The 26,077-nt window shown below is 37.1% G+C and carries 22 protein-coding genes and 1 riboswitch; of the genes, 13 read left to right on the top strand and 9 right to left on the bottom strand.

Going from position 1 to position 26,077, the window contains the following annotated elements:
• Positions 1-95 precede the first annotated feature (95 nt).
• Genes ACSG5Z_RS26235 through ACSG5Z_RS26225 form a run of 3 tightly spaced genes read left to right on the top strand, consistent with a single transcriptional unit; the run spans position 96 to position 3,278 of the window.
• Positions 96-1,463: a sigma-54 interaction domain-containing protein gene (locus tag ACSG5Z_RS26235; RefSeq protein WP_000232671.1), complete on the top strand. Its 1,368-nt coding sequence runs from the start codon at positions 96-98 to the stop codon at positions 1,461-1,463.
• The gene (gene gabD, locus ACSG5Z_RS26230) at positions 1,456-2,907 is read left to right on the top strand and encodes an NADP-dependent succinate-semialdehyde dehydrogenase (RefSeq protein ID WP_137011693.1); all 1,452 of its coding nucleotides are present in this window, start codon (positions 1,456-1,458) and stop codon (positions 2,905-2,907) included. Before ACSG5Z_RS26235 ends, gabD begins: the two co-directional genes overlap by 8 nt.
• A 47-nt stretch (positions 2,908-2,954) precedes the next feature.
• The gene (locus ACSG5Z_RS26225; RefSeq protein ID WP_000263259.1) at positions 2,955-3,278 is read left to right on the top strand and encodes a DMT family transporter; all 324 of its coding nucleotides are present in this window, start codon (positions 2,955-2,957) and stop codon (positions 3,276-3,278) included.
• A 40-nt stretch (positions 3,279-3,318) separates the two neighbouring features.
• Here ACSG5Z_RS26225 and ACSG5Z_RS26220 read toward each other — a convergent pair whose 3' ends face one another.
• From ACSG5Z_RS26220 to ACSG5Z_RS26205, 4 genes are all read right to left on the bottom strand, one after another.
• Positions 3,319-4,548: an aminopeptidase gene (locus ACSG5Z_RS26220; RefSeq protein WP_087982243.1), complete on the bottom strand. Its 1,230-nt coding sequence runs from the start codon at positions 4,546-4,548 to the stop codon at positions 3,319-3,321.
• Between the two features lie 116 nt (positions 4,549-4,664).
• Complete coding sequence (locus ACSG5Z_RS26215; RefSeq protein WP_227557413.1) at positions 4,665-5,747, bottom strand: polysaccharide deacetylase family protein; 1,083 nt, start codon at positions 5,745-5,747, stop codon at positions 4,665-4,667.
• Positions 5,748-6,005: 258 nt separating this feature from the next.
• Positions 6,006-7,109 carry a polysaccharide deacetylase family protein gene (locus tag ACSG5Z_RS26210; protein ID WP_435712531.1) on the bottom strand — a complete coding sequence of 368 codons (1,104 nt, stop codon included), beginning with the start codon at positions 7,107-7,109 and terminating at the stop codon, positions 6,006-6,008.
• Positions 7,110-7,389: 280 nt separating this feature from the next.
• Entirely contained in the window at positions 7,390-8,586 is a 1,197-nt protein-coding gene (locus ACSG5Z_RS26205) for a NupC/NupG family nucleoside CNT transporter (RefSeq protein WP_001200511.1), read from the bottom strand.
• Between the two features lie 201 nt (positions 8,587-8,787).
• Positions 8,788-8,889, bottom strand: a riboswitch (purine riboswitch).
• A gap of 121 nt (positions 8,890-9,010) precedes the next feature.
• Between ACSG5Z_RS26205 and rlmD the strand changes: the two genes are divergently transcribed.
• The 4 genes from rlmD (at position 9,011) to ACSG5Z_RS26185 (ending at position 13,370) form a co-directional block, all read left to right on the top strand.
• Positions 9,011-10,387 (top strand): 23S rRNA (uracil(1939)-C(5))-methyltransferase RlmD, encoded by a 1,377-nt coding sequence (rlmD, locus tag ACSG5Z_RS26200; protein WP_000105045.1) that lies wholly within the window; start codon positions 9,011-9,013, stop codon positions 10,385-10,387.
• A 160-nt stretch (positions 10,388-10,547) separates the two neighbouring features.
• Positions 10,548-11,537 (top strand): tRNA dihydrouridine synthase, encoded by a 990-nt coding sequence (locus ACSG5Z_RS26195; protein ID WP_435712530.1) that lies wholly within the window; start codon positions 10,548-10,550, stop codon positions 11,535-11,537.
• Between the two features lie 511 nt (positions 11,538-12,048).
• Positions 12,049-12,567, top strand: a complete 519-nt coding sequence (locus tag ACSG5Z_RS26190) for a YehS family protein (protein WP_435712528.1) — start codon at positions 12,049-12,051, stop codon at positions 12,565-12,567.
• A 95-nt stretch (positions 12,568-12,662) separates the two neighbouring features.
• On the top strand, positions 12,663-13,370 hold the full coding sequence (locus tag ACSG5Z_RS26185) for a M48 family metallopeptidase (protein WP_435712527.1): 708 nt from the start codon (positions 12,663-12,665) through the stop codon (positions 13,368-13,370).
• A 161-nt stretch (positions 13,371-13,531) separates the two neighbouring features.
• Here ACSG5Z_RS26185 and ACSG5Z_RS26180 read toward each other — a convergent pair whose 3' ends face one another.
• Together ACSG5Z_RS26180 and ACSG5Z_RS26175 are read right to left on the bottom strand one after the other, a co-directional pair.
• Positions 13,532-14,227, bottom strand: a complete 696-nt coding sequence (locus ACSG5Z_RS26180; protein ID WP_435712526.1) for a GNAT family N-acetyltransferase — start codon at positions 14,225-14,227, stop codon at positions 13,532-13,534.
• Between the two features lie 14 nt (positions 14,228-14,241).
• Positions 14,242-15,351 carry a mandelate racemase/muconate lactonizing enzyme family protein gene (locus ACSG5Z_RS26175; protein WP_435712525.1) on the bottom strand — a complete coding sequence of 370 codons (1,110 nt, stop codon included), beginning with the start codon at positions 15,349-15,351 and terminating at the stop codon, positions 14,242-14,244.
• 92 nt (positions 15,352-15,443) lie between these two features.
• Here ACSG5Z_RS26175 and ACSG5Z_RS26170 point away from each other — a divergent pair, with 92 nt between their 5' ends.
• Entirely contained in the window at positions 15,444-16,715 is a 1,272-nt protein-coding gene (locus ACSG5Z_RS26170) for a transcriptional regulator (protein ID WP_435712524.1), read from the top strand.
• Here ACSG5Z_RS26170 and nhaC read toward each other — a convergent pair.
• Positions 16,704-18,125 (bottom strand): Na+/H+ antiporter NhaC, encoded by a 1,422-nt coding sequence (nhaC, locus tag ACSG5Z_RS26165; RefSeq protein ID WP_097907542.1) that lies wholly within the window; start codon positions 18,123-18,125, stop codon positions 16,704-16,706. The genes ACSG5Z_RS26170 and nhaC overlap by 12 nt on opposite strands.
• Positions 18,126-18,391: 266 nt before the next feature.
• Here nhaC and ACSG5Z_RS26160 point away from each other — a divergent pair, with 266 nt between their 5' ends.
• Positions 18,392-19,507, top strand: a complete 1,116-nt coding sequence (locus ACSG5Z_RS26160; RefSeq protein WP_137011714.1) for a M20 peptidase aminoacylase family protein — start codon at positions 18,392-18,394, stop codon at positions 19,505-19,507.
• A 193-nt stretch (positions 19,508-19,700) separates the two neighbouring features.
• Positions 19,701-20,309 (top strand): SAM-dependent methyltransferase, encoded by a 609-nt coding sequence (locus ACSG5Z_RS26155; RefSeq protein WP_353841711.1) that lies wholly within the window; start codon positions 19,701-19,703, stop codon positions 20,307-20,309.
• A 49-nt stretch (positions 20,310-20,358) separates the two neighbouring features.
• Here the strand turns inward: ACSG5Z_RS26155 and ahpF are convergent, their stop codons facing one another.
• Positions 20,359-21,885: an alkyl hydroperoxide reductase subunit F gene (ahpF, locus tag ACSG5Z_RS26150; RefSeq protein WP_435712523.1), complete on the bottom strand. Its 1,527-nt coding sequence runs from the start codon at positions 21,883-21,885 to the stop codon at positions 20,359-20,361.
• Positions 21,886-21,899: 14 nt separating this feature from the next.
• Positions 21,900-22,463, bottom strand: coding sequence for an alkyl hydroperoxide reductase subunit C (gene ahpC, locus ACSG5Z_RS26145; RefSeq protein WP_000924420.1), 564 nt, complete (start codon positions 22,461-22,463; stop codon positions 21,900-21,902).
• Between the two features lie 586 nt (positions 22,464-23,049).
• On the opposite strand from ahpC, the gene mtnK reads away from it, so the two are divergent.
• From mtnK to ACSG5Z_RS26130, 3 genes are read left to right on the top strand one after another with little or no spacing between them, the layout of a single operon-like run.
• On the top strand, positions 23,050-24,279 hold the full coding sequence (gene mtnK / locus ACSG5Z_RS26140; protein ID WP_435712522.1) for an S-methyl-5-thioribose kinase: 1,230 nt from the start codon (positions 23,050-23,052) through the stop codon (positions 24,277-24,279).
• Positions 24,280-24,291: 12 nt separating this feature from the next.
• Positions 24,292-25,335 carry an S-methyl-5-thioribose-1-phosphate isomerase gene (gene mtnA, locus ACSG5Z_RS26135; RefSeq protein ID WP_435712521.1) on the top strand — a complete coding sequence of 348 codons (1,044 nt, stop codon included), beginning with the start codon at positions 24,292-24,294 and terminating at the stop codon, positions 25,333-25,335.
• Positions 25,336-25,389: 54 nt separating this feature from the next.
• A complete protein-coding gene (locus tag ACSG5Z_RS26130; RefSeq protein ID WP_435712520.1) occupies positions 25,390-26,031 on the top strand; it encodes an L-fuculose-phosphate aldolase in 642 nt (213 codons plus the stop codon).
• Positions 26,032-26,077 lie beyond the last annotated feature (46 nt).

Raw genomic sequence — 26,077 nt, 5'->3', positions numbered from 1 at the left:
AACATTCTAGCTGACTCTATATAAAATACAGAAAATTCACTTTATAATAAGGGTAGTGAAGTGAATCGATGGATTGGAAGTTAGGGGTGGCTAGGATGGTTGGAGAAAAGGAACGAGTGTTAATGGATTTACAAGATGTATTTGAATATGCGTTTGACGAAATTTTTGTGACTGACGAAAAGGGAATCGTTGTGCGTGTAAATAGTACATGTGAAAGGCACTATCAACTAGCTGCTAAAGAGTTGGTAGGTAAGCATGTGAAAGAATTGCAGAAGGATGGTATCTTTTATCCATCGGCAACGTTAGAAGTAATTGAAAAAAAGAGACCGATTGAACTCGTTCAAACGACAAAATCAGGAGAGTATTTACACGTTCGTACAAGGCCTGTTTTTGATAATGAGGGAAATTTAAGAAGAGTAATTAGTTATTCACGTGATCTGACAGAGCTCTACCAATTACGTCAAAAGGTAGAGGAAATGGATAATCAGTTAAAAACATATAAAAAAGAATTAAGAGAAACATATGAACATGAAGGACTTATTTTTAAAAGTATCGCTATGCAAAAAATAGTCGAGACAATCAAGAAAGTATCCGTGGTAGATAGTACAGTTCTCGTTTTAGGTGAGACAGGAGTAGGGAAGAGTCGATTAGTACGTCATTTACATGAAGTGAGTAACAGGAAGAATGAAAGTTTCTATGAAATTAATTGTGCGGCATTGCCAACGAATTTAATTGAATCAGAGCTTTTTGGATACTCAGGTGGATCTTTTACAGGTGCGAATCGTGAAGGGAAAAAGGGATTATTAGAATCAGCTCATAAAGGAACCCTTTTCTTAGATGAAATTGGCGAAATGCCACTTGAAATTCAAGCGAAACTTTTGCAAGTGTTGCAAGAAAAAACGTTTCGTCCTATTGGCGGAAGAGAATTAAAAAAGGTGGACGTTAGAATTGTAGCGGCTACAAATAGAGATTTAAATATGATGGTGAAACAAGGAACATTCCGGAAAGATTTATATTATCGTCTGAATGTCATTCCAATTGTAATTCCACCACTCAGGGAAAGAACCGAAGACATTTTGCCACTCATTTATCATTATTTACAGCACTTTAACGAAAAATATGGCCGGAATGTAAAATTAGCGCCTAGCACATTGCAAATGTTTGTTGGTTACCCGTGGGAAGGAAATAATAGAGAAATTGAAAATGTGATTGAGCGAATTGTTATAACTGCTGATGATATCGTTACGATAGAAGATTTGCCAATAGCGATGCAAGAATCAACGGTTGAACAGTCCGGCCAAAGTCTCTATAAAATGTTAGAAGAAGTAGAACGGAATATTATTTTGAAAGCATATAAAACATATGGATCGAGTTATAAAGTAGCGGAGTTTTTAAAAATAAGTCAATCTGCTGCCACTAGGAAGATAAAGAAACTTATAGAGGAGGAAGAACACATTGGATAAAAAAGCGACATTTGTAAATGTAGAGAAAAAGGCGATGTATATAAATGGTGAGTGGATTACATTGCAAGAACAAATCGAAGTAAATAATCCAGCAACGAAGGAAATATTTGCGACGGTACCAAAGGGCGGGGTAACAGAGGCAAAGCAAGCTGTTGATGCTGCTCATGAAGCTTTTAAATCATGGTCTAAGTTAACAGCAGCAGACCGTGCAGTGAAGTTAAAAAAATGGTTCACACTTATCGATGAAAATAAAGAAGAGATTGCAGCGATTATGACGAGAGAACAAGGAAAGCCATTTGTAGAAGCACTTGGTGAAGTGAATTATGCCAATAGCTTTGTTGAATGGTATGCAGAAGAAGGTAAACGCGTATATGGCGAAATGATTCCTGCTTCTCATCCGAATAAACGTATTTTAGTTATGAAACAACCGGTTGGAGTTATGGCCGCTATTACACCTTGGAACTTCCCGGCTGCTATGATTACGAGAAAGGTAGCCCCGGCGCTTGCAGCGGGATGTACGGCAGTTGTAAAACCGGCAAGCCAAACACCTTTAACTGCTTTGAAATTAGCTGAATTAGCCCATGAAGCGGACATTCCAAAAGGTGTAATAAATATTGTAACAGGTAGTGCGAAAGCAATTGCTGATACGTGGATGGAAGATGGGCGTGTTCGAAAAGTTTCCTTTACAGGATCAACTGAGATTGGGAAAGAATTAATGGCTAGTGCTGCACAAACGATGAAAAAGGTTTCACTTGAGTTAGGTGGTCACGCGCCGTTTATTGTTATGAATGATGCGGACTTAGATAAAGCGGTAGAGGCGGTAATCGGTTCGAAATTCCGTAACGCAGGACAAACGTGTATATGTACAAACCGAGTATTTGTTCAGGAAGAAGTGTATGAAGTATTTGCAGAGAAGTTTCAAAAGGCAGTAGGGCAGTTAAAAGTAGGAGACGGTTTCGGTGATGGAACGACTGTAGGACCACTTATTGACGAGAATGCAGTTTCGAAAGTACAGGAACATATCGAAGATGCTATTCAAAAGGGTGGAACAGTTTTAGTTGGTGGTCAAAAGGTTGCAGAGCTAGATGGACACTTTATGCAACCAACTGTAATTGGATTGGCGAACGATACGATGCTTTGTATGAATGAAGAAACATTCGGACCAGTAGCACCAGTTGCGAAATTTAAAACGGTTGAAGAAGTAATCGAACGTGCAAATAATACACCATACGGCTTAGCTGCTTATATTTTCACAAAAGATATTAGTCAAGCATTCCAAGTTAGCGAGGCATTAGAGTACGGTATTATTGGATTAAATGATGGACTTCCATCAGTTGCACAAGCACCGTTTGGTGGCTTTAAAGAAAGTGGCATTGGCCGTGAAGGAGGGCATTTCGGTATCGAGGAATATTTAGAAATTAAATATATTTCATTAGGACTATAAGTAGTATACTAGAATCTCTATAAGGTAACAGAGAAGGAGATTCTAGTATGGTATATTGGTTATTATTACTTGTTACAATTATTTTTGAAGTAGCTGGAACAATTGCGATGAAACTATCAAATGGTTTAACAAAGCTTGTTCCAAGTGTACTTATTTTCGTATTTTATGGAATTTGTTTCAGCGTATTTGCTATCGTTGTCAAAAAAATTCATTTAAGTATTGCTTATGCGATTTGGTCTGGTGTAGGAACATTACTTATTACAATTATTAGCGTGTATTTCTTCAAAGAGCACATTAACTTATTCCAAGCATTTTGTATTCTTTTTATTGTTTTAGGAGTAATTGGACTTAAGGTTTCATCGGCATCATAAAAGGCTATCTTCCGGTGTGGAAGATAGCCTTTTGTTTTTATTAAAATGCCCAGTTACCTTTACGGAAGATTGGTTCATGTCTTCCATCATCTGTAATACCATCGATATCAAGCTCAGCTGATCCAATCATGAAGTCGTTATGTGTAATACTATTGTTTGCTCCATTTTCGGCAAGTTCTTCTTTAGACATTGTTTTTCCGCCAACTAAGTTGAAAGCATAAGCACTTCCGATTGCAAGGTGGCAAGATGCGTTTTCGTCAAATAGTGTATTGTAGAATAAAATATTTGTATTTGAAATTGGTGAATCATGAGGTACTAAAGCAACCTCGCCTAAGAAGTGAGAGCCTTCATCTGTTTCTACTAAATGTTTTAAAGCCTCTTCACCAGTTTCAGCTTTATAGTCTACGATACGTCCGTTTTCAAATGTTAACGTGAAGTTATCGATAATATTACCTGCAAATGCTAACGGTTTTGTGCTAGATACTTGGCCGTTTACACCTGTTTTAAGTGGCATTGTAAATACTTCTTCAGTTGGAATGTTCGCCATAAATGGTACGTTCTTTTCATTTAAGCTACCAGCACCAGCCCATACATGCTTTTCTGGAAGTTCGATCGTTAAATCTGTTCCAGGAGCTGTATAGTGAAGGGCTTTATAATGCTTTTCGTTTAAGTAATCAACTTTTGTATGTAACGTTTTATCGTGTTCTTTCCATGCTTCCACAGGATTTTCTAAATCCGCACGAGTAGCTTTGAAAATAGCATCCCATAGTTTTGCTTCTTGTTCTTCTGGTGCAACGTCAGGGAATACTTTCGCAGCCCATTCTTTCGTAGGAACAGAAATGACACACCAGCTTACTTTATCAGCTTGTACGTAATCACGGTATACTTTCATTGCTTCACCAGCTACTTTATGAGCTGTTGCGATACGCGTTGCTTCTACACCTTTTAATAAATCCGGGTTTTCTGCATAAATAGACATAAATGCAGCGCCTTCTTTTGCTAATTCTTCACGAGCGTGTGCTTTCCAAGATGGGAACTCAGCGAATGCTTCTTCAGGAGCTAGGTCGAACTTTAAGCGTGTTAACGTCTCATCATTCCAGTCCACATATACGTGTTTTGCACCAGATTTATATGCTTTTTCTGTAACGAGGCGCACAAATTGTACAGCTTCAAGAGGTGCACTAATTGATAGTGTTTGTCCTGGTTGAATATTAACACCAACATTGACTGCAAGAGCAGCATATTTCTCTAACGTTTGTTCAAATGACATATGTATAATCTCCTTTAATTTGAAAGATTTCTTACTATATATAATACAAGAAAATTCAAAAAATATATATAAATATAGCGTAAAAAGAGAGCTCAAAATATATTGAGCTCTCATCGTTATTTAATCGAAGAAGCAAATTGTTCTACAGTCGTCGAATTGTGTATGCGAACACGCTTCATTTTTAGTAATTCATCGGGTTCACCTTTCGTAATGAACTTTCCGGGTTTTGTTGTCGTCGCAAATTGATAATATTTCTTCGTTTCTGCAACAACTTTATCATCCACATGACCGAATGGATAAGCAACTGCAATAACAGGCTTACCTGTTATTTTCTCTAGCTTTTCCTTTGATTCTTTTAATTCTTCTTCATAGTTTGTAATTTTCGGCAAGTCTGCATGTGTTGCAGTATGAGATTGCATAGAGAAAATGCCGGAATCAACCATTTCTTTTATGTCAGATGTAGAAAGTGATCCTTCTACATCAACGTTATCAACAATCATATATTCTGTTGCTGTAGGTTTAAACGTATCGTCTTTTAGTTTTTGTAAAACATGAAATGCATTCATATTATTTTTCATACCGTCATCAAATGTAACAAAGATAGGTTTATTTACTTTATTAATATCGCCCCAACGTTCAAAAGTTAGTAATGTATAGCCGTTGTCCTTTAAATATTTCATTTGGGCTTCAAAATTAGCAGGTGATACGAATAAATCTTTAATGCCTTGTCCGTAATAATCATCGATTGCATGGTACATAAGAACGGGAACCTTTTGCTCGAAAGTAATAGTAGATTTTGTGAGTGGAATGTTTTTCCCATCTTCTTTCATTCCTATTGCTTCAATTTGAAACTCACCGCGTTTTCCTTCAAATTCTTTTATGTCAAAAGGAAGTGTAAACTGTTTCTCCTTTTCTTTAGAAGAAAAAGATTTAGCGTGTTCCTTTCCGTCAGCTGTGCGCCAGATTTTATATTGTACTTCGGTTAAAGCATCTTTTATGCCTGCAATATGAATACTTGTGTTTGTAGATTCGTGTGTAATAGGAGTATAAGAAATTTTACCTTGTTCTTGCATAATCTCTTCTTGTTTCTTAGATTCTTGAACCTTTTTCTCTTTTTTAGGCTCTTGACTTACATCGCTAGTATTACAACCTGCTAGAATGGCAGACGTACATAAAGCGATTGCTGCGTATTTTCTCATAAGATCACCTTCTATTGTGTATTATGTTGCATACGTATTTAAAATCCCCACCGCTGTAAGAGAGGTGGGGACATACCCTTGTTCATCATATCATTTTAGTAATGTTTACTTTATCCCGCTATTTGTGGGCAGTAAGATCCCACCTCAGAATTCAGCAAAAGCAAAGAGGTTAGGTGGGGGGATCAACTGCCCGTAAAAGCCCAATTGGTGAGGGCTAATAATCAGTGGGGGTGAACAAAACCCCCACTGATCAAAGTTTTACTTTATAAGAGATATGAATTTTTCCATTGATGTATTAGGCCCTACAAAGTGGCGTTTAATTAAGTACTGTTCGTTTGGCATCCCTTTTGTAATGTGATTACCGTGATCAGTAGTTACTGCGAACTCATAATGTTTTTTTGTTTCTTCAACAGCTGGGTCATTATAAGAACCTACTGGATAGGCGAGAGCGATGACCTTTTTACCAGTAAGGGCTTCGATTTTTTCTTTCGAACTACGTAATTCCTCATCATAATTGCTTGAATGAGCCATCATCGTATGATTAGCAGTATGTGATTGAATAGAAAAAATGCCTGAATCCATCATTTGTTTTATCTCATCTGTTGATAGACGATTTGGTTTGTCTATCTCATTTGCAGTAAGAAATTCAGTAGCCGTAGGTTGGAATCTATCATCCTTTAATTTTTGTAAAATATGAAGAGCATTCATATTATTTTTTCGACCATCATCCATCGTTACAAAAACAGGTTTATTTACACGATTTATATCATTCCAACGTTCAAACGTAAGCATTGTATAACCGTTATCTTTCAAATATTGCATATGCTTTTCGAATTGCTCAGGTGGTACGTATAAGCCGTAATCCCCATCACTTGGTCCAGGGTATTTTTCAATCGCATGGTACATTAATACGGGTACATGTTGCTGGAATGTAATTTTAGATGTTACTAGATTTGTTTCAGTATGATCTTCTTTGATTCCTACTGTTTCAATTTGAAATTCGCCACGTTTTAAATGAAATGATTTTAAATGTAGTGGGAGGGCAAAGTCACGTTCTTTTTCTTGTGAAGTAAAAGTTTGTTTGCTTTCAGGACCATCAGCAGTACGCCAAATATTGTAACGTACTTGTGTGAATGAATCTCTTAAATCCTTTGTATAAAGCGTGGTGTTTTGTGCGTTATATTCATACGGATCCCATGTAATAATCCCTTGTGTTAAAGGCAGTTCAACCGCTTTCGCTTTTTTTGGTTCAACTGTTTGTTTCGCCGTTGATTCTTTTATTTGTTTATCACTAGTGCTACTAGTGTTACAACCTACGAGAATAGCAGAAGAAAGTAAAGCGATATATGTATATTTTTTCATTCTATCATCCTTCTATTGTGTTTTAATTATCATCACTTATGTCTTGAAATTATCATTCGTATAAGTGACACTAACTCAAATTTTCGATTTTAAAAATTTGAATTATACCCTTGTACATCATATCACTATAGAATATAGAGGGGAATACATTTTTGGGATAATTCGGAAAAACACCTTATATTTTTCTGGTGAGGTTTACATAAAAATACATATAGAAGAAAGTAAAAAAACTCCACCTAAATTTCCTTTTGAAAAAGGAGAAGTAAGGTGGAGTTTTTTATTATATAAACAATCCAGCGATTGTTGCAGATAAGATAGAAGCAAGTGTTGATGCAAATAACATTTTCCAACCGAATCTAGATACGACACTTCCCTGTTTTTCAGAAAGAGCACGGATTGTCCCAACGATCGCACCAATTTGGCTAATACTTGCGAAGCTAATTAAGAATACTGTAACGATTCCGACTGTACGTGGAGATAATGTTGATGCAACACCTTTTAAATCAAGGATTGCTACAAACTCGTTTAATACAATCTTCGTACCCATAATTCCACCAGCTGGGATAATATCTTGAGTTGGAATACCCATTAAGAATGCGAATGGAGCAAGTATATAACCGAAGATTTGTTGTAAAGTAACAGCATATCCCATTGCACCTGAAGCTGCGCTAATTACGTAGTTTACAACTTCCATCACACCGATGAAGGCAATCATTAATGCAGCAACGATACCAGCTACTTTTAAACCATCAAGCGCACCGTTAATCATTGCGCCGATAAAGCTGTCTCCGAATAAAGTTCTATCAAATTTTTGAATCACTTCATCTTCTTTCTTCGTATCAACTGGTGTTAATAGCGAACAAACGATTAAGCTTGAGAATAAGTTTAGCGGAAGAGCGGCTAGTACATATTTCGCATCTAACATCATTACGTATGATGCTGTAACAGAAGCAGAAACGGAACTCATTGCAGAACAACAAATGATAAACATACGGTTTTTGTTAAAATGCTGTAAATCGTTTTTAATAACGATTAACGCTTCACTTGAACCGAAGAATACAGAGTTTACTGCGTGGAATGACTCGACGCGTGGTAAACCAGTAATTTTTGAAATTGCACCGCCGACAACGCGAACGATGAATGGTAAAACACCTAAATAACTAAAGATAGAAAGTAGTGCTGAGAAAAATACGATAATTAATAATACATTTAAGAAAAAGACAAAATCTCTTTGAATTCCATTAAAGAGAAAATCGACGCCTGTCGTACCAAGTTTAATTAGTTTGTTGAAAACTTTACTAATGAAGATGATAATTTGTTGACCAATTTTTGTGCCAAACATAAACCAACCGATTAAAATTTGGAAACCAATCATAATAGCAATTGCACGGAAGTTGATTTTACTTCTATTGTTTGACAAAGCAAAGCATAAACCTAAAACGACAAGAATACCGATAATGCTCATTACATATTGCATGTAGTTGCCCCTTTCAGAAGTTCGTATAAAGTTTGTACATAAAACGCTCGTTATATTACTAAAAATAAAACAAAGAGGTTTTATGTCATACGTAAGATGTCTGACCTTTTAGAAAAATGAAAATAAAAAAAGACCCATATGGATTCACTTTCATCTATGAGAGAAAGCTAATCAATATGAGTCCTTTTTGCACATAGGCTAATATTCATTAGTTTTCCCCATAGTCCAGCAATTTAAGGTTGCCGGGTAGAAACTCTCGATCCATATTATCGAGTATATATGAGGTAACATCGTCCGTATTAAATTAGTAGTAGCGTAACATTAACAGAGAACTATCGTCAATAGCTTTTTTTCTTCCGATAGAAATAGACCATATAAGTATGATAAAATGTAACGCAGTGTTATGAAAAAGAGAGGTCGGAAAATGAGTACAAAAATGACGCCACCAGTTGAGAAAAATGAGTTTATAGATGTAGTATTTGAAGATTTAACACATGATGGTGCCGGTGTTGCGAAAGTAAAGGGCTATCCTATTTTCGTTAAAAACGGATTACCAGGTGAAGAAGCACAAATTAAAATTATTAAAGTGAAGAAAAACTTCGCATTCGGTCGTTTAATGAAGCTTCATACAGAGAGCCCATATCGTAAAGATGCAGAATGCCCAGTGTACAATCAGTGCGGCGGTTGTCAGCTTCAGCACTTAACATATGAAGGACAATTACAAGCGAAAGAAAAACAAGTACGTGACGTTATGCAGCGCATTGGCGGATTAAGCGATGTTCCTGTGCACCCTGTACTTGGTATGAAGAACCCATGGGTATACCGTAACAAAGCACAAGTACCAATTGGAGAACGTGAAGGTGGACTTGTAGCTGGTTTCTATCGCCAAGGAACACATGACATTATTAATATGGAATCATGTTTAATTCAGGCAGAAGAAAACGATACATTAATCCAGGAAGTAAAACGTATTTGTGAGAAACACGGTATTTCGGCATACAACGAAGAGCGTAACAAAGGAACACTTCGCCACGTAATGGCTCGTTACGGACAAGTAACAGGAGAAATCATGCTTGTCTTCATTACTCGTACAGCAGAATTACCAAACAAAAAAGCAATCATTGAAGAAATTGCTGCGAAATTCCCAGAAGTAAAATCGATTGTTCAAAACGTAAACACGAAACGTACAAACGTAATCTTCGGAGACACGACGACAGTACTGTACGGATCAGAATACATTTATGACTTTATCGGTGACATTAAATTTGCAATTTCAGCACGTTCATTCTATCAAGTAAACCCAGAGCAAACGAAAGTGCTATATGATAAAACGTTAGAATATGCAAAACTAGATGGCAACGAAACAGTAATTGATGCCTATTGCGGAATTGGATCAATTTCCTTATTCCTAGCGCAAAAAGCGAAAAAAGTGTACGGCGTTGAAATCGTCCCAGAAGCAATCGAAGACGCAAACCGAAACGCAGCACTAAACAACATGACAAACGCTGAGTTTGGCGTAGGAGAAGCAGAAGTAGTTATTCCAAAGTGGTACAAAGAAGGCATAATCGCCGACACAATGGTCGTAGATCCACCGCGTAAAGGTTGTGATGATGCACTACTAAACACAATCATCGACATGAAACCAAAACGCGTCGTATACGTATCATGTAACCCAGCAACATTAGCACGTGACTTAAAAGTACTAGAAGAAGGCGGATATAAAACGCAGGAAGTACAACCTGTTGATATGTTCCCGCATACGACTCATGTGGAGTGTGTAGCTTGGCTTAAGTTGGTATAATAGGAAAGCAGTTGATATAGGAGAATCTATACCATCTGCTTTTTGGTTTACAAAAATACCATTTATAAGCGATTTTAGTTAAAATAAATATTGCTGATTTTCATAAATTAAAAATTGAGAGTTTGAAATTGCATTCATATTGAGAGGATTTGAATTTGAAATGATAGATAATTTTTGGAGTGATTTACCACGACCATTTTTTGTACTTGCACCAATGGAAGATGTGACAGACGTTGTTTTCCGTCACGTAGTAAGTGAAGCTGGTAGCCCAGATGTATTCTTCACAGAGTTCACAAACTCGGATAGCTATTGTCATCCAGAAGGTATGAAAAGTGTACGTGGCCGTTTAATTTTTACAGAAGATGAACAACCGATAGTGGCGCATATTTGGGGAGATAATCCTGAATATTTCCGCCAAATGAGTATTGGTATGGCAGAGTTAGGATTTAAAGGCATCGATATTAACATGGGTTGCCCTGTACCGAACGTAGCATCAAGAGGAAAAGGTAGTGGCCTTATTCTACGTCCAGACGTTGCGGCAGAACTTATTCAAGCAGCAAAAGCAGGCGGACTACCTGTCAGCGTAAAAACACGACTGGGCTTTAAAGAGTTAAGGGAATGGGAAGAGTGGTTAACGCATATTTTCAAACAAGATATCGCAAACCTTTCTATTCACTTGCGTACAAGAGAAGAAATGAGCCAAGTCGATGCGCACTGGGAGCTAATTCCGGAAATTAAAAAATTGCGTGATCGCATTGCACCAAATACGTTAATAACAATCAATGGAGACATCCTTGATCGTAAAATGGGGCTGGAACTTGCTGAAAGATACGGCATTGATGGTGTAATGATCGGACGAGGTATCTTTAAAAATCCATTTGCTTTCGAAAAAGAGCCAAGAGAGCATAGCAGTAAAGAACATCTTGATCTTTTAAGACTACAACTTGATCTTCAAGATCAATATGCAGAAGTATTACCACGCTCTATCACAGGACTACATCGCTTCTTCAAAATTTATGTAAAAGGCTTCCCTGGAGCTGCTGAACTAAGAAATCAATTGATGAGCACAAAATCGACGGATGAAGTGCGTGCGTTGCTTGATAAGTTTGAGGCGAGTGTTAATGTGGTAGAAGGTAGTGAAACAGTGTAACTTTTGAAAGTTACACTGTTTCATTTTAATTAAGGTGAACCGTACCACAAATAAAAAGTAAAACCTAAGTAAACATAATCAATCTATTTCACCTGAATTTTGCGTAACATTTACGTTTGAGTTGCCTACTAAATTAGAGTTGCATAAAAAGAAATGGACTAACCTATATCAGGTTAGTCCATTTTTTAGTGTGTTAATTAATAGTAAATCCCCATCCTTTTTTGCTTTATTAATATCATCCTCAAAGGAAGGAGCTATCCCACTACCAACTAAAATACTTTTTACAGTATTTGATTGAAGGCGTTTCTATCGATAGGACCTTTCTTAATTTCTAATACAATAAATTCGTTATTAGAAGTATCTCTTAATAATAAATAAAATCATCCCCACAAGCATTAATCCACCTAAGACTACAAAACCTACCTCTAAAATGTTAAAGTAGTAATTTGACGACATTAATTTATACATGCTAAAAAGCATTATTATATTTAACATTTCAGGAGGCAAAACAATGGCAATGAGCAACAACGATATATTAAAAAGAGTAAGGTACGCTTTAGATATAAGAGATATAGATATGGTAGAAATCTTTAAACTTGGTGGTATGGATGTAACGAAAGAAGACGTAGTTGATATGCTTACAAAAATAAAGAGAGCACCTCAGCATGAAGCTGAAAATGATGATGTAATCGAAGATGAGTACGTAAAAACATGCGATATGATGATGTTAGAGGCATTTTTCAATGGATTTATTACTTTAAAAAGAGGGAAGCAAGATCCGAAACCAGGACAACCGGCACCTGTACAAAGCAAAGAGAGTGCGAATAACCTTCTTCTAAAGAAAATGAAAATTGCACTATCTTTAACGAGTGAGGATGTACTTGATATATTAGATAGCGTAGGCGTTACGGTAACAAAGGGAGAATTAGGAGCCCTATTAAGAAAGAAAGGCCATAAAAATTACAAAGAGTGCGGCGATAGATACGCAAGGAATTTCATTAAGGGATTAGGTGTAAAGTATAGAGGGTAATGAGTTTGTTAAAGCAGCAAATGATATAATAGGTAGAGTAGGGCGTTCGTATCCTACTCTTTTTTATTTGTAAAAATAATATGCTAGGTGATGAAATGGTACATACATATTTAGGTGAGACAATTAATTTTCATATAACTTATAAAAAGAAAAAGTCGGTGCGTCTTTTTGTAGATTCGTACGGAAATGTGGAAGTGCAGGCTCCGAAAGGGACACCTGTTGAATACTTAGTACAGTTGCTGGAGGAGAAGTGGGATTGGATTCAGAAAACACGTAAGGAAATGCAGGAGCGAGCGCTTGGACCACAGGAAAAGGATTATGATCAAGGAGAGGGTTTTCTGTATTTAGGGAATACGTATCCGATACAGATCTCCCAAGATGCAAGTATTACACAAGACAATGCAGTGTTTGAAGAAGATAAGCTACATATTTATGTGAAAGAGCTTAAGGATGAGAAAATTCAACAAGCGTTAAAACGATTTTACTATAAGCAGTGTAAGTCATTAGTAGAGAAGAGTATTAAAGCACATCAAAGTAACTTCAAAACAAAACCACGTTCTATTCGTATTACAGATAGTAGCCGCACATGGGGCACTTGTGATTCAAATTTACAGCTAACATTCAATTGGAAGCTAGCGATGGCACCACAGCGAGTACTTGATTATGTAGTTGTTCATGAAATGTGCCATATGGTTCATTTAAATCATGATCGCTCTTTTTGGCGTCTTGTCGGGAAGATAATGCCTGATTATAAGGAAATGGAAAACTGGTTAGCGTTATCTAGTTGGAAGATGACGGTTTAGTGGTGAAATTTATATAGGTTGCGATTATTGTCAATACTTGTCGGTAAGTCGATATAATTCAAAAATCGCTGATATATTTGGAGTTGCAATCGATATGATCAATGAAGAGAAAGTAAAAGGAGATGTCACAGCAGACATCTCCTTTTTTTCAGGTATATAAATCATCGTCCAAACTTCACAACAAAATCTCCGTCTACTTTCTCCATTCCATACCCACGATAACCGTTCGAAAGTAAAGCTTGCTGTCCAACAGCATCACTCATCGGAACACTCTTAACATCCGTCCAATTTCTTTTCTTGCTTCCACGCAATTCCTTCACAAACACATACCGCATACTACCACTATACTTCTCCTTCAATGCAGCAATCTCCATTCCTTGCGAAAACTTATCTTTTAAACTTGGAATGTTAAAAGGAGCAACGGTGCAGCAAACATAGTCGTACTGGCCATCTTCTTTTTGTAATTCGTCCATGATGACTGTTGCTAATATTTTTTGGATCCCATTTCCTCGGTTGTTCGGGTGAACATTTGAAATTTCTTGATAGATGACGCGATGTAGTTCGCTTTCTGCTATGCCAATATCAAGTCCTAAATGTTCGTCGTCGATAGGAGGAACGAGTAGCGCACGAAATGCGATGAGTTCGTTTTCGATAAAAGCACCGATCATCATGCCGTTTCCTTCTAGAATGTATTGAAATTCTTCTAGCGAGAGTGGCTGTAAGCGACTTTTATCCTCTAGCGCCTCAACTACAACGTTTTGTAATGATAAGATTTGTTCAATGTTCTCTAGTGTTAGTAATGTAACGTGAAATGGTTCGTTATTTTGTTTTAATGATCCTTTGTATAGAACTGTCATGCGTTAGTCCTCCTTTAGCGTACAACGTCTTGAAAGACGGTTAGTTCTTGCAATGTATCTTCATTTATTTCAATGCCGAGTCCTCGCTTTTCGTTTAAGCGAATAAATGGTACGTCGTAATGTAAGTTTCCGATGTCTTTCGTGAACTTTAATGGACCTGTAAGTTCAACGCTCGTAATGATTTTTTTCGAGAAAGCGACATGGAATCCTGCGGAAGAGGCAACGGATGATTCGACCATAGATCCAACTTGGCATTCAATGCCTGCCATTTCTGCTTGATGAGCGAGTTTTACAGCGGGATATATGCCGCCGCATTTCATTAGTTTTATATTTACTTTATCAGCCGCGTCTAATTTAATGATTTGGCGCATTTCACGAGAACCTTTTAATCCTTCATCAATCATAAGCGGAAGGTCTGTTTTAGAACGAATGTGAGCCATTGCGTCAATATCGTCTGCGACAACAGGCTGTTCAATCCAGTCGATGTTTAAATGACCTAATGAACGAAGTGCCGTTAATGTGTTGGCGCTATTTTTCCATCCTTGGTTTACATCAACGCGAATCGCAATATTATTTCCTACACGTTCACGTACCGCTTCAATTCTTTTTACATCTTCTTTTACATTCGTACCGACTTTCATTTTGAAAGATTGGTAACCTTTTTGAATCATGGAAGCAGCTTCTTCAGCCATGTCTTCAGGTTCGGCGATACTTAAGACGTGAGTGACAGGGAAGTCTTCATGGTAGCGTCCGCCAATTAATTGATATACAGGTTGATTTAGTTTTTTGCCCATTATATCAAAACAAGCAATATCAATCGCGGCCTTCGCAGTAGGCACACCGTAAATTGTATTGTCCATCATATCGTGTATTTTCTCGATATTCATTGGATTTTGCCCAATGAGCGCAGGAGCAAGTGTATGTTTTAAAGTATGGAAAGTACTTTCCCATGATTCGCCTGTAACGTGATCATCAGCAACGCCCTCACCGTAACCGATAATGCCTTCATCTGTTTCCATTTTGACAATAATAGAAGGCATATCAGAATAAGAACCATAACTAATAACAAACGGATCGCGAAGCGGTAAACGAATTGCGTAAAGATGAATAGCTGTAATTTTCATTGGGTAGAGACCCCTTCCTGTTTACAATAGTTTTGTACATTTGATATAGTTGACGTTAAATAGTCGTTAATTAATGATAAGGAGTTAGAGAAATGATGATAAAAATTGCAGTTGTCGGTTCAAAAGAGTTTATGGAGACACTTTTACCTGTCGCTCATAAACTAGAAGAAATAGAGATTGATCCATATATTTACCTTCATCCGGCGGAATCTTCTGAACTTTTAAAGCGTTTAAAGCCGTGTGATTTCATCTTTTTCTCAGGTGCTTTACCTTATTATATGGCAAAAGAAATAAGAGAACAATTACGAATTCCAAGTACGTACTTACAGCAAGACGAGACAACTGTCGCATCTTCCATTCTTTCTGTCATGTATCACCAAGGTATTCAACCACATAAAATTTCAATTGATTTAGTAGACCGCTCATTCATTACAAATGTGTTCCATGATATCGGTATAAAAGAAAATCCACAAGTGTTAGATTATGAAAATATGCTGTGGAGTAAAGATGAAATAAATAGAGTTATTGATTTTCATGTAGCTAAATATCAATCTGGAGATGCTCATTTAGCTTTAACTAGTATTCACGCTGTCTATGATGAACTTCAAAAAATAGGTATTCCTTCAGAGCGTATGATAGATCCAAAGCAATCCATTATACATGGGTTAAAAGATGCGAAAATAAAAGCTGAGTTAGCAAAAAGCCATTCAGCTACTGTTGGTGCTTGTATGATTTCTTCTTTAGAATTACGAGAAGGTTTGCTTGAGCAATTAGATGCTATTTCAAAAGAACTACGGGGTTCATTTAAAAAAGTTGATGAAATGACGTTCATTTTGTATACGACTCGTGGTGATATTGAATCGATTATAAAAACAAATATGATAAATAATTTATTTGCGAGTATAGAAGGAACAATAGCTATTGGATTTGGTTACGGAAAAACTGTTAAAGAAGCGGAGCAAAATGCTAAAATTGCTCAAAGTTTCGCGAAGAATAATCCAATAGACCACTGTTTTTATATACTAACAAGTGATAAAGAACTATTTGGTCCGTTCCCGAAAGAACAGAGAGTACAAAGTTTGAAGAATGACAACCCAGAACTCATGAAAATAGCGAAGGAAACGAAACTTAGTCCAGCCAACTTGTCAAAAATTATTCAATTTAGTCAATCACATCCATCATTGAAGTTTACAGCAGCGGATCTTTCTGAATACTTACAAGTGACTCGCCGATCAACAGAAAGGTTATTAAAGAAACTAGTTGATTATGGGTATGCTCATATTTGCGGCGAGGAAATGCCCTATCAACAAGGGCGCCCTCGCGCAATATATGAAATGAATTTACCGGTATCTCTAAGCTTCTAGTTGAGCCTTTTGTTTTTTTAGTAGTTCCGCTTTTTCAATGTCTGATAGTTTCGTAATTGTGAGACCAGTTATGCCGTAAATGATTGAAATAATAGGTACGATGAAATTCAATATAGCATAAGGAGCATATTCGAATGCGCCAACTCCAAGTGTTGCGAGTATAAATACACCACATGTATTCCAAGGTACGAAAACAGAAGTTAATGTTCCGCCATCTTCTAATGCTCTGGATAAATTTTTAGAATGTAGTCCTTTTTCTGTGTATGCATTTGCGTACATTCTTGAAGGAACAACAATCGAAATATATTGTTCAGAGCAAGTAAGGTTGGTTGCAAAGCAAGATGCGATAGTAGAAGCGATAAGTCCTTTTGCTGATGTCGCTAATTTTAAAATTTGATTTACAATTGCGCGAAGAATACCAGTATGTTCTAATACTCCTCCAAAGGTCATAGCGACAATTGTCATCGAAACTGTATTCATCATCGAATTTAAGCCACCGCGGTTAAAGAGTTCGTCTACTAGCTTGTTGCCAGTGTCTATGACAAATCCATTTTGGAGTGCACCGACAGACGCGGAGACAGAACCACCTTGAATAAAGACTTGTGATAAAAATCCTAAAATTATACCTACGAGAATAGCTGGTATAGCAGGAACTTTTTTAGCGACCAATACCATAACGACTACAGGTATGATTAGTAGGAAAGGGGAGATAACAAAGTTTTGTTGCAATACTTGTAACGTTTGATCGATACCTTTTGCATCAATATTGTTAGCGCCAAAATTTCTTCCTAAGAATGCATAAACGATAAGAGTAATAATTAAACCTGGAATTGTAGTAAATAACATATGACGAATATGTGTGAATAAATCTGTATTTGTTAATCCTGCGGCTAAGTTTGTTGTGTCTGAAAGCGGTGACATTTTATCGCCGAAGTAAGAACCGGAAATGATAGCACCGGCAACCATTGGAGCTGGGATTCCCATACTTAGGCCAATTCCCATTCCTGCAACACCAATTGTTCCCATTGTAGACCAAGAGCTACCGATAGCTAATGCAACAATAGAACAAATAATTGTAATTGAAACTAAAAATAGTGATGGAGTTAAAAGATTTAAACCGTAATAAATCATTGTTGCGACGATTCCGCCGCCAATCCAAGCACCAATCGTTAAACCTACTAGAATAATGATAACGATAGCGGGTAATGCGAGGCGAATTCCTTTATACATTGCTTCTTCAATGTCGTTCCATTTGTAACCGTAACGCCAAGCGACGATAGAAGCAACGGTTGTACCGATAATAAGTGGGACGTGAGGGCTTTGTTTTAATACAACAATTGTAACCATCATAACTGCAACTGTAATGATAATAGGGATTATTGCTACGCCAAAAGGTATTTCTTTTTTCATAAACTGCCTCCTCATTATGTATGTTTATATTTTTAGAATTGTCGCAAAATAGACGCTATTAAGTTATAATAACTAAAAAATGATATAAGCGTCAATAAAAAACAGAAAATAAGGAATGTTCTATCGTTATGAAGTGAGTTGTCGATCGCATTTAAAAATAAACAATTGACTTTTTTCTTAAAATTCAATATGTTCATAAAAACATCTGTTTTTCATAAGTATAATTAACCTGAATGGTTTTGGAATTTGGGAAGGAGAATGTAGCTTTGAAAACATTAGAACTACAAGAGCGGTTAACTGAAATTTTTCAGCATTTACATGAAAACCCTGAAGTGAGTTGGAAAGAGCATGAAACGACAGCGTATATTACTAACTTTTTAAAAGAAGAAGGAATTTCATATAAAATATTTGATGATTGCCCAGGTGTGATTGCTGAAATTGGAAGCAGAAATCCAGTTATTGCAATTCGTGCCGATATGGATGCACTTTGGCAAGAAGTGGACGGAGAGTTTAAAGCGAATCATTCATGTGGTCACGATGCTCATATGACAATTGTGATGGGGCTTATTTTACAATTGAAAAATATGAGATGGGATAGTGGAACGGTTAGATTTATTTTTCAGCCGGCAGAGGAAAAAGGAAATGGTTCTTTAAAGATGGTAGAGAAGGGTGCCGTGGATGATGCTGACTTCTTATTTGGTGTTCATCTAAGACCGATTGAAGAACTACCTTTGAAACAAGCTGCCCCATCTATTCGTCACGGAGCAGCAGGATTTTTAGAAGGAACGATTCATGGAGATGATGCACATGGGGCACGCCCACATCAAGGGATAAATGCAATTGATGTCATTTCTATGATCAATATCGGTTTGAAAAATATATGGCTACCACCGCAAAGCTCATATTCAGTGAAGATGACAAGGTGCCAGGCTGGCGGGGATAATTTGAATATTATTCCGGGTAACGGCCATTTTAGCTTAGATGTTAGGGCAGAGAGTAATACATTATTAGAAGAATTGAAGAAAAAAATAGAGCATGTAATAGAATCGGCCGCATCTATGGGATCGAAAACCTCATACAAATGGATCGACCTTGCACCAGGAGCTGAAGTGTCAGAAGAAGCTGAGCGCTTTATGCGAAAAGGCATTCTTGAAGTGTACGGGGAAGAGGGATGCACTGGACCACTGTATACAACAGGAAGCGATGATTTCCATTACTACACAGTGAAGAGACCACATTTAAAAGCTGTCATGCTTGGACTAGGTGCCAACCTACAACCTGGATTACACCATCCGTATATGAAGTTCGATCATAGTTGTATTATGGATGGAGTAGAAATATTGAAACAAACTGTATTGAAAGTATTAGAGGACAGGGGCTAGATAGCTCCTGTTTTTTTGTAGGAATGTGTCGTTAAGTCGATATATTGAAAAAATCGTTGATATATTCTAAGTTACGATAGATATATTCAGAAAATCATTCATATAATTTCACGTATCAGTTAACTTGATGCAAAATGAGTCTTCAGTACATGGTGTATAATAATAAGTACCATTTTCTAATAGGAGAAGACGAATGAATGAACAATATTACGATGCAGTATTACATATAAAAACTGTCGGTGAGCAAAAGGGTTTTAACAAGTCTATGCATTATCACCGTTATGAACCGACGCCATATAGCGGATTAGATGAGTTATTGAATCAATATGAAATAAGAAGTAGCGACCAGGTTGTAGATTTTGGATGTGGAAAAGGACGATTAAATTTTTACATGCACCATAAGTGTGGTGCTTCAGCAGTTGGAATTGAAATGAATGAAGAGTTTTATAAAGAAGCAATGGATAATCTTGAGCGCTATGCACGAAAGGTAAGAAACAGTAAAGATAAAATTGGGTTTGAATGCTGTTTAGCGCAAGAATATGAGATTGATCCACGTGATAATCGGTTTTATTTCTTCAATCCATTTTCTGTACAAGTGTTTATGAACGTAGTAAATAACATTTTGCTTTCGGTAGAGGAAACAGAGAGAGAAGTAGATATTATTTTATACTATCCTTCTGAAGATTATATTTTCTTCTTAGAGAACCAGACTACGTTTGAGCTGAAGAGAGAAGTAAGGTTGCCAGGTGCTTATGAGAAGAATGGGAATGAGAGGTTTTTAGTTTATACATTAAGATTATAAAAAAAGCAGGTGCCAAGGCACCTGCTTTTCTTTACTCACGTCTATATAATTAGTTACGGATTAAGTAATCAAATGCACCTAAAGCTGCGTTTGCACCTGAACCCATAGAGATGATGATTTGTTTGTACGGATTATTTGTACAGTCACCTGCAGCAAACACTCCTGGTACGTTTGTAGCGCCGTGCTTGTCTGTTACGATTTCACCGCGAGCGCGTTCAACTGTTTCGCCTAACCAGTCTGTGTTTGGCACAAGACCGATTTGTACGAATACACCTTGTAATTCAACGTGATGAACTTCTTCAGTTTCACGATCGATGTAAGAAATACCGTTTACTTTATCAGTACCAGTGATTTCTTTCGTTTGAACGTTTTTCAGAACAGTTACGTTTGGTAAGCTGTTAAGACGCTCTTGTAATACAGCATCAGCTTTTAATTCTGGCATGAATTCAAGAACAGTTACGTGCTTAACGATACCTGCTAAGTCGATAGCTGCTTCAATACCAGAGTTACCTCCGCCGATAACTGCTACGTCTTTTCCGATGAATAATGGACCGTCACAGTGTGGGCAGTATGCTACACCTTTATTTTTGAACTCAGCTTCACCTGGTACGCCAACGTTACGCCAGCGAGCACCTGTTGAAACGATTACGCTTTTACTTTTCAGAATAGCGCCGTTTTCAAGTTCCACTTCAATAAGTTCTTTTTTCTCTAAACGTTTTGCACGTTGTAGATTCATTACATCGATGTCGTATTCTTTTACGTGCTCTTCAAGGCTTGCTACTAGCTTAGGACCTTCAGTGCGTTTTACGCTGATGAAGTTCTCAATGCCCATAGTATCCATTACTTGACCACCGAAGCGCTCAGCAACGATACCAGTGCGGATGCCTTTACGTGCTGCATAAATTGCTGCACTTGCACCAGCAGGGCCGCCACCAACAACAAGAACATCGTATGGATCTTTATCAGAAAGCTCTGATGCATCTGGACCGTTACCCATTTTAGCTAAAATTTCTTCAAGTGTCATACGACCGCTTCCGAAAGATTCGCCGTTTAGGAAAACTGTTGGTACTGCCATGATGTCTTTGCTTTCTACTTCCTCTTTGAATGCAGCGCCATCAATCATAGTATGTGTAATACCAGAGTTTAGAACGCTCATTACGTTAAGAGCTTGTACAACATCAGGACAGTTATGACAACTTAGGCTGATATAAGATTCAAAATGATATTCGCCTTGAATGTTTTTAATTTGATCGATTAATTTTTGTTCAACTTTTGGAGCGCGTCCACTTACTTGTAGTAAAGCTAACACTAATGAAGTAAATTCGTGTCCTAATGGAATACCAGCGAATACGACACCAGTGTCTTCACCAGGGCGATTTACGCTAAAGCTTGGTGTTCTCTCTAATCCAACTTTTTCTACTGTAATCTTAGATGACATAGTAGCTAATTCGTCTACTAGAGCTAACATATCTTTAGATACGTCGTCGTCTCCAGCGCTTACTTTAAGTAAAATATCGTTCTCCATTAACTGAAGGTATTGGGATAGTTGTGTTTTTATATCTGCATCTAGTATCATTTTGATCGAACTCCTTAGATTTTGCCTACAAGGTCAAGGCTTGGTTTAAGTGTTGCAGAACCCTCTTGCCATTTAGCTGGGCAAACTTCACCTGGGTTGTTACGTACGTATTGAGCTGCTTTAATTTTGTTAACAAGAATGCTTGCGTCACGGCCGATACCGTCAGCATTGATTTCCATAGATTGGATAACGCCGTCTGGATCGATGATGAATGTACCACGAGCAGCAAGACCTTCTTCTTCCATTAAAACGTTGAAGTTTGTAGTGATTGTGCGAGTTGGGTCACCAATCATAATGTATTCGATTTTGCCGATAGTTTCTGAGCTATCATGCCATGCTTTATGAGTGAAGTGAGTGTCTGTAGATACAGAGTATACTTCAACGCCTAAGTCTTTAAGAGTTGCATATTGGTTTTGTAAGTCTTCAAGTTCAGTTGGGCAAACGAATGTGAAGTCAGCTGGGTAGAAACAAACTACACTCCATTTTCCTTTTAAACTTTCGTCAGTAACTTGGATAAATTCTCCATTATGGTAAGCATTAGCTTTAAACGGTTTTACTTCTGTGCCGATTAATAACATATTAAAATTCCTCCTAAATGTTGGTTTTGAGCATCAAAAAATAGTGTGCTCATAAAATATATTTTTTAATTAACTATAATAATTCTAATTCGATATTAATTATCATATAGAAGTGGTTATTTTGTCAAGAGAATAAACCAACTTTATATCAATTTAATTAATATTTATTCTCAATTAAGTTTATTAGAGAATGAAAAGGTAATTTTCATGTAATCGATTTTCAATGAGTATGTAAAAGAGTAGTGTGTATGTTAGAGACATGGTGTAAGTATAAATTGTTAGGAAGAGAATACTTCTTAGAAGTTGTGGAGTTGAAAAGGATTGCTTATTTCTATTTTACAAAGAATTGTGTGATAAATAAAATAAAATGAATTAAAATCTTTTTGAACAATTTTTGTCATCTCAAATATATAATTAGGAAGTATATTGCAATGATATAGAAAGATTGACTCAAGGTGCTAACAAGATATAATAAAATCTAGATATACCTTTCAAAAAGAAGATATAATATAGGATGAAAAAATTTCACCCTATTATTTTTTTATGACCTTTAGAAAACGCTTACAATTAGTGTGGAGGGGAAACCATGTCTAAGTTCACGAAGTATTTTTTAATGGAAGCTAACGATGTGATTGTATATGTGAAAGAGAAATTATGTAAGTTCGAGGATGCAAAGGGGTTACAGTGTAAAGAAATAGGCGATGGTAATTTAAATTATGTATTCCGCGTTTGGGATGAACAGAAGGATATTTCTGTCATTGTAAAGCAAGCTGGGGATACAGCTCGTATTTCAGATGAGTTTAAGTTGTCGACGAATCGTATTCGTATAGAATCAGATGTTTTGCGGTTAGAGGAGGAGTTAGCATCTGGACTTGTTCCAAAGGTGTATTTGTTTGATAGTGTGATGAATTGTTGCGTAATGGAAGATTTATCAGACCACACAATATTACGTACAGCACTTATAAATCATCAAATATTTCCGAGGCTTGCTGACGATGTAACGACTTTTTTGGTAAACACACTTTTATTAACATCGGATGTTGTAATGAATCATAAAGAGAAGAAGGAGCTTGTAAAAAACTATATAAATCCTGAATTATGTGAGATTACAGAAGACCTCGTATACGCTGAGCCATTTACAAATCATAATAAGCGTAATGAGCTGTTTCCGTTAAATGAAGGATGGATTAGAGAGCATATTTATAGTGATAAAGAGCTTCGTATGGAAGTAGCAAAACGTAAGTTTTCTTTTATGACGAATGCACAGGCGCTTATTCATGGTGATCTGCATACTGGTTCCGTTTTTGTGAAAAGTGATTCCACGAAGATTATTGATCCTGAGTTTGCCTTTTATGGACCGATGGGATATGACGTTGGAAATGTAATGGCGAATTTAATGTTTGCTTGGGTGAATGCAGATGCAACGATGCCGCCCGGTACTGAGAAAGATACGTATATGAGTTGGCTACAATTGACAATGGTAGAGGTAATTGATTTGTTTAAGAAGAAGTTTTTAAATGCTTGGAATATTCATGTGACCGAGATTATGGCGAAGGAAGAAGGCTTTAACGAAGTATATTTACAATCTGTATTAGAGGATACAGCTGCAGTAACAGGTCTTGAGTTAATTCGTCGTATTGTTGGGCTAGCGAAAGTAAAAGATATGACTTGTATCGAGAATGAGGAAGCACGTGCTAGAGCAGAACGCATTTGTCTTCAAGTAGCAAAGAGATTTATTTTACAGGCGAATCAATATAAAACAGGCACAAGCTTTGTAGAAACGTTAAAAGAACAGTCAATGAACTATGCGAAGTAAGGGGAGAAGATGATGGAAGAGCAATTAATACCCATTCAGTGGAAAGATGATTCGTTAGTTTTATTAGATCAAACATTATTACCGAATGAGGTTGTCTATGAATCTTTCAAGACAGCTGAAAGCGTGTGGGATGCTATTCAAGTAATGAAAGTACGAGGAGCGCCAGCGATTGGTGTTTCAGCAGCGTATGGTGTGTATTTAGGCGCTAAGGAAGTTACTCAAAGTACGGTGGAAGACTTTATAGCGGAAGTCAAAAAGGTGTGTGCATATTTGGCAACATCAAGGCCGACAGCAGTAAATTTATTTTGGGCACTTGAAAGAATGGAGGCAGTCGCGGCAGAGAACTCACATTTATCAATCGCTCAGTTGAAAGATAGATTACTAGAAGAGGCGAAAGAGATTCATAGGGAAGATGAGGAAATTAACCGTCAAATCGGGGAACATGCATTAACGTTATTCCATGATGGAATGGGAGTATTAACACATTGTAATGCTGGTGCGTTAGCGACGACTAAGTATGGTACTGCGACAGCTCCAATGTACTTAGCGAAAGAAAAAGGATGGGACTTAAAAATCTATTCAGATGAAACTCGTCCTAGGTTACAAGGTTCAACGTTAACAGCATTAGAACTACAGCGAGCGGGAATTGATGTTACTGTCATTACGGATAATATGGCAGCTATGGTCATGTCACAAGGAAAAATCGATGCTGTAATCGTTGGATGTGACCGCGTGGCAGCAAACGGTGATGTAGCAAATAAAATTGGGACATTAGGCGTATCTATTTTAGCAAAATACTACAACATTCCGTTTTATGTAGCGGCACCAACACCGACAATCGACTTGAAAACAAAGGCAGGAAAAGAAATTCCGATTGAGGAAAGAGACGCTTCTGAAGTGATTAATCGTTTCGGACAATATTCTGCTCCAAAAGAAAGTAAAGTATATAATCCAGCATTTGATGTCACACCACATGAAAATGTAACAGCGATTATTACGGAAAAAGGGATTGTAAAAGCACCGTTTACGGAGAACTTAAAAAAGCTATTTCAATAAGTAGATAGAATGAAAAAGTCAGTCATCATAAGCTTCATACTTAGGGGGATGTATATGTTATTACAAAAAGAAAGAGAAGAAATTGTAGCGTATGGAAAGAAAATGATTTCTAGCGGTTTAACAAAGGGGACAGGCGGTAATATTAGTATTTTCAATCGCGAGCAAGGTCTTGTTGCGATTAGCCCAAGTGGTTTAGAGTATTATAAAACAAAACCTGAAGATGTAGTTATATTAAACTTGGATGGTGAAGTGGTAGAGGGAGAGAGAAAACCATCAAGCGAGTTAGACATGCATCTTATTTATTATAGAAATCGTGAAGATATAAATGCGCTTGTGCATACACATTCACCTTATGCGAAGACGATTGCATCATTAGGGTGGGAGCTTCCTGCTGTATCATATTTAATTGCTTTCGCAGGCCCGAATGTTCGCTGTGCACCGTATGAAACATTTGGTACGAAGCAATTAGCAGAGGCTGCTTTCGAAGGCATGATTGATCGCCGTGCTGTTTTACTTGCGAACCACGGTTTAATTGCAGGTGCAAATAATATAAAAATGGCATTTACTGTTGCGGAAGAAATTGAGTTTTGTGCGCAAATTTATTATCAAACGAAAAGCGTCGGAGAGCCGAAGCTATTGCCAGAAGATGAGATGGCGAATTTGGCGAAGAAGTTTGAAGGATATGGGCAGCAGTAGAATGAAACAAAACCCCCCCTCAAGATTTCACTCTTGAGGGGGGTTC

The sequence above is a fragment of the Bacillus pretiosus genome, assembly GCF_051294775.1.
Classification (GTDB): Bacteria; Bacillota; Bacilli; order Bacillales; family Bacillaceae_G; genus Bacillus_A; species Bacillus_A wiedmannii.
Note: the sequence above shows the minus strand (reverse complement) of the source record. Positions and strands in the feature narration are given on the sequence as shown.

Coding starts and splice junctions, on each gene's coding strand:
- rlmD (WP_000105045.1), top strand. CDS start 9,011: ATGAGTACAAAAATGACGCCACCAGTTGAGAAAAATGAGTTTATAGAT.
- ACSG5Z_RS26170 (WP_435712524.1), top strand. CDS start 15,444: ATGATGATAAAAATTGCAGTTGTCGGTTCAAAAGAGTTTATGGAGACA.
- ACSG5Z_RS26220 (WP_087982243.1), bottom strand. CDS start 4,548: ATGTCATTTGAACAAACGTTAGAGAAATATGCTGCTCTTGCAGTCAAT.
- ACSG5Z_RS26225 (WP_000263259.1), top strand. CDS start 2,955: ATGGTATATTGGTTATTATTACTTGTTACAATTATTTTTGAAGTAGCT.
- ahpF (WP_435712523.1), bottom strand. CDS start 21,885: ATGATACTAGATGCAGATATAAAAACACAACTATCCCAATACCTTCAG.
- ACSG5Z_RS26235 (WP_000232671.1), top strand. CDS start 96: ATGGTTGGAGAAAAGGAACGAGTGTTAATGGATTTACAAGATGTATTT.
- ACSG5Z_RS26195 (WP_435712530.1), top strand. CDS start 10,548: ATGATAGATAATTTTTGGAGTGATTTACCACGACCATTTTTTGTACTT.
- ACSG5Z_RS26180 (WP_435712526.1), bottom strand. CDS start 14,227: ATGACAGTTCTATACAAAGGATCATTAAAACAAAATAACGAACCATTT.
- ACSG5Z_RS26155 (WP_353841711.1), top strand. CDS start 19,701: ATGAATGAACAATATTACGATGCAGTATTACATATAAAAACTGTCGGT.
- ahpC (WP_000924420.1), bottom strand. CDS start 22,463: ATGTTATTAATCGGCACAGAAGTAAAACCGTTTAAAGCTAATGCTTAC.
- ACSG5Z_RS26185 (WP_435712527.1), top strand. CDS start 12,663: ATGGTACATACATATTTAGGTGAGACAATTAATTTTCATATAACTTAT.
- ACSG5Z_RS26130 (WP_435712520.1), top strand. CDS start 25,390: ATGTTATTACAAAAAGAAAGAGAAGAAATTGTAGCGTATGGAAAGAAA.
- ACSG5Z_RS26205 (WP_001200511.1), bottom strand. CDS start 8,586: ATGCAATATGTAATGAGCATTATCGGTATTCTTGTCGTTTTAGGTTTA.
- mtnA (WP_435712521.1), top strand. CDS start 24,292: ATGGAAGAGCAATTAATACCCATTCAGTGGAAAGATGATTCGTTAGTT.
- ACSG5Z_RS26210 (WP_435712531.1), bottom strand. CDS start 7,109: ATGAAAAAATATACATATATCGCTTTACTTTCTTCTGCTATTCTCGTA.
- ACSG5Z_RS26190 (WP_435712528.1), top strand. CDS start 12,049: ATGGCAATGAGCAACAACGATATATTAAAAAGAGTAAGGTACGCTTTA.
- ACSG5Z_RS26175 (WP_435712525.1), bottom strand. CDS start 15,351: ATGAAAATTACAGCTATTCATCTTTACGCAATTCGTTTACCGCTTCGC.
- ACSG5Z_RS26215 (WP_227557413.1), bottom strand. CDS start 5,747: ATGAGAAAATACGCAGCAATCGCTTTATGTACGTCTGCCATTCTAGCA.
- mtnK (WP_435712522.1), top strand. CDS start 23,050: ATGTCTAAGTTCACGAAGTATTTTTTAATGGAAGCTAACGATGTGATT.
- nhaC (WP_097907542.1), bottom strand. CDS start 18,125: ATGAAAAAAGAAATACCTTTTGGCGTAGCAATAATCCCTATTATCATT.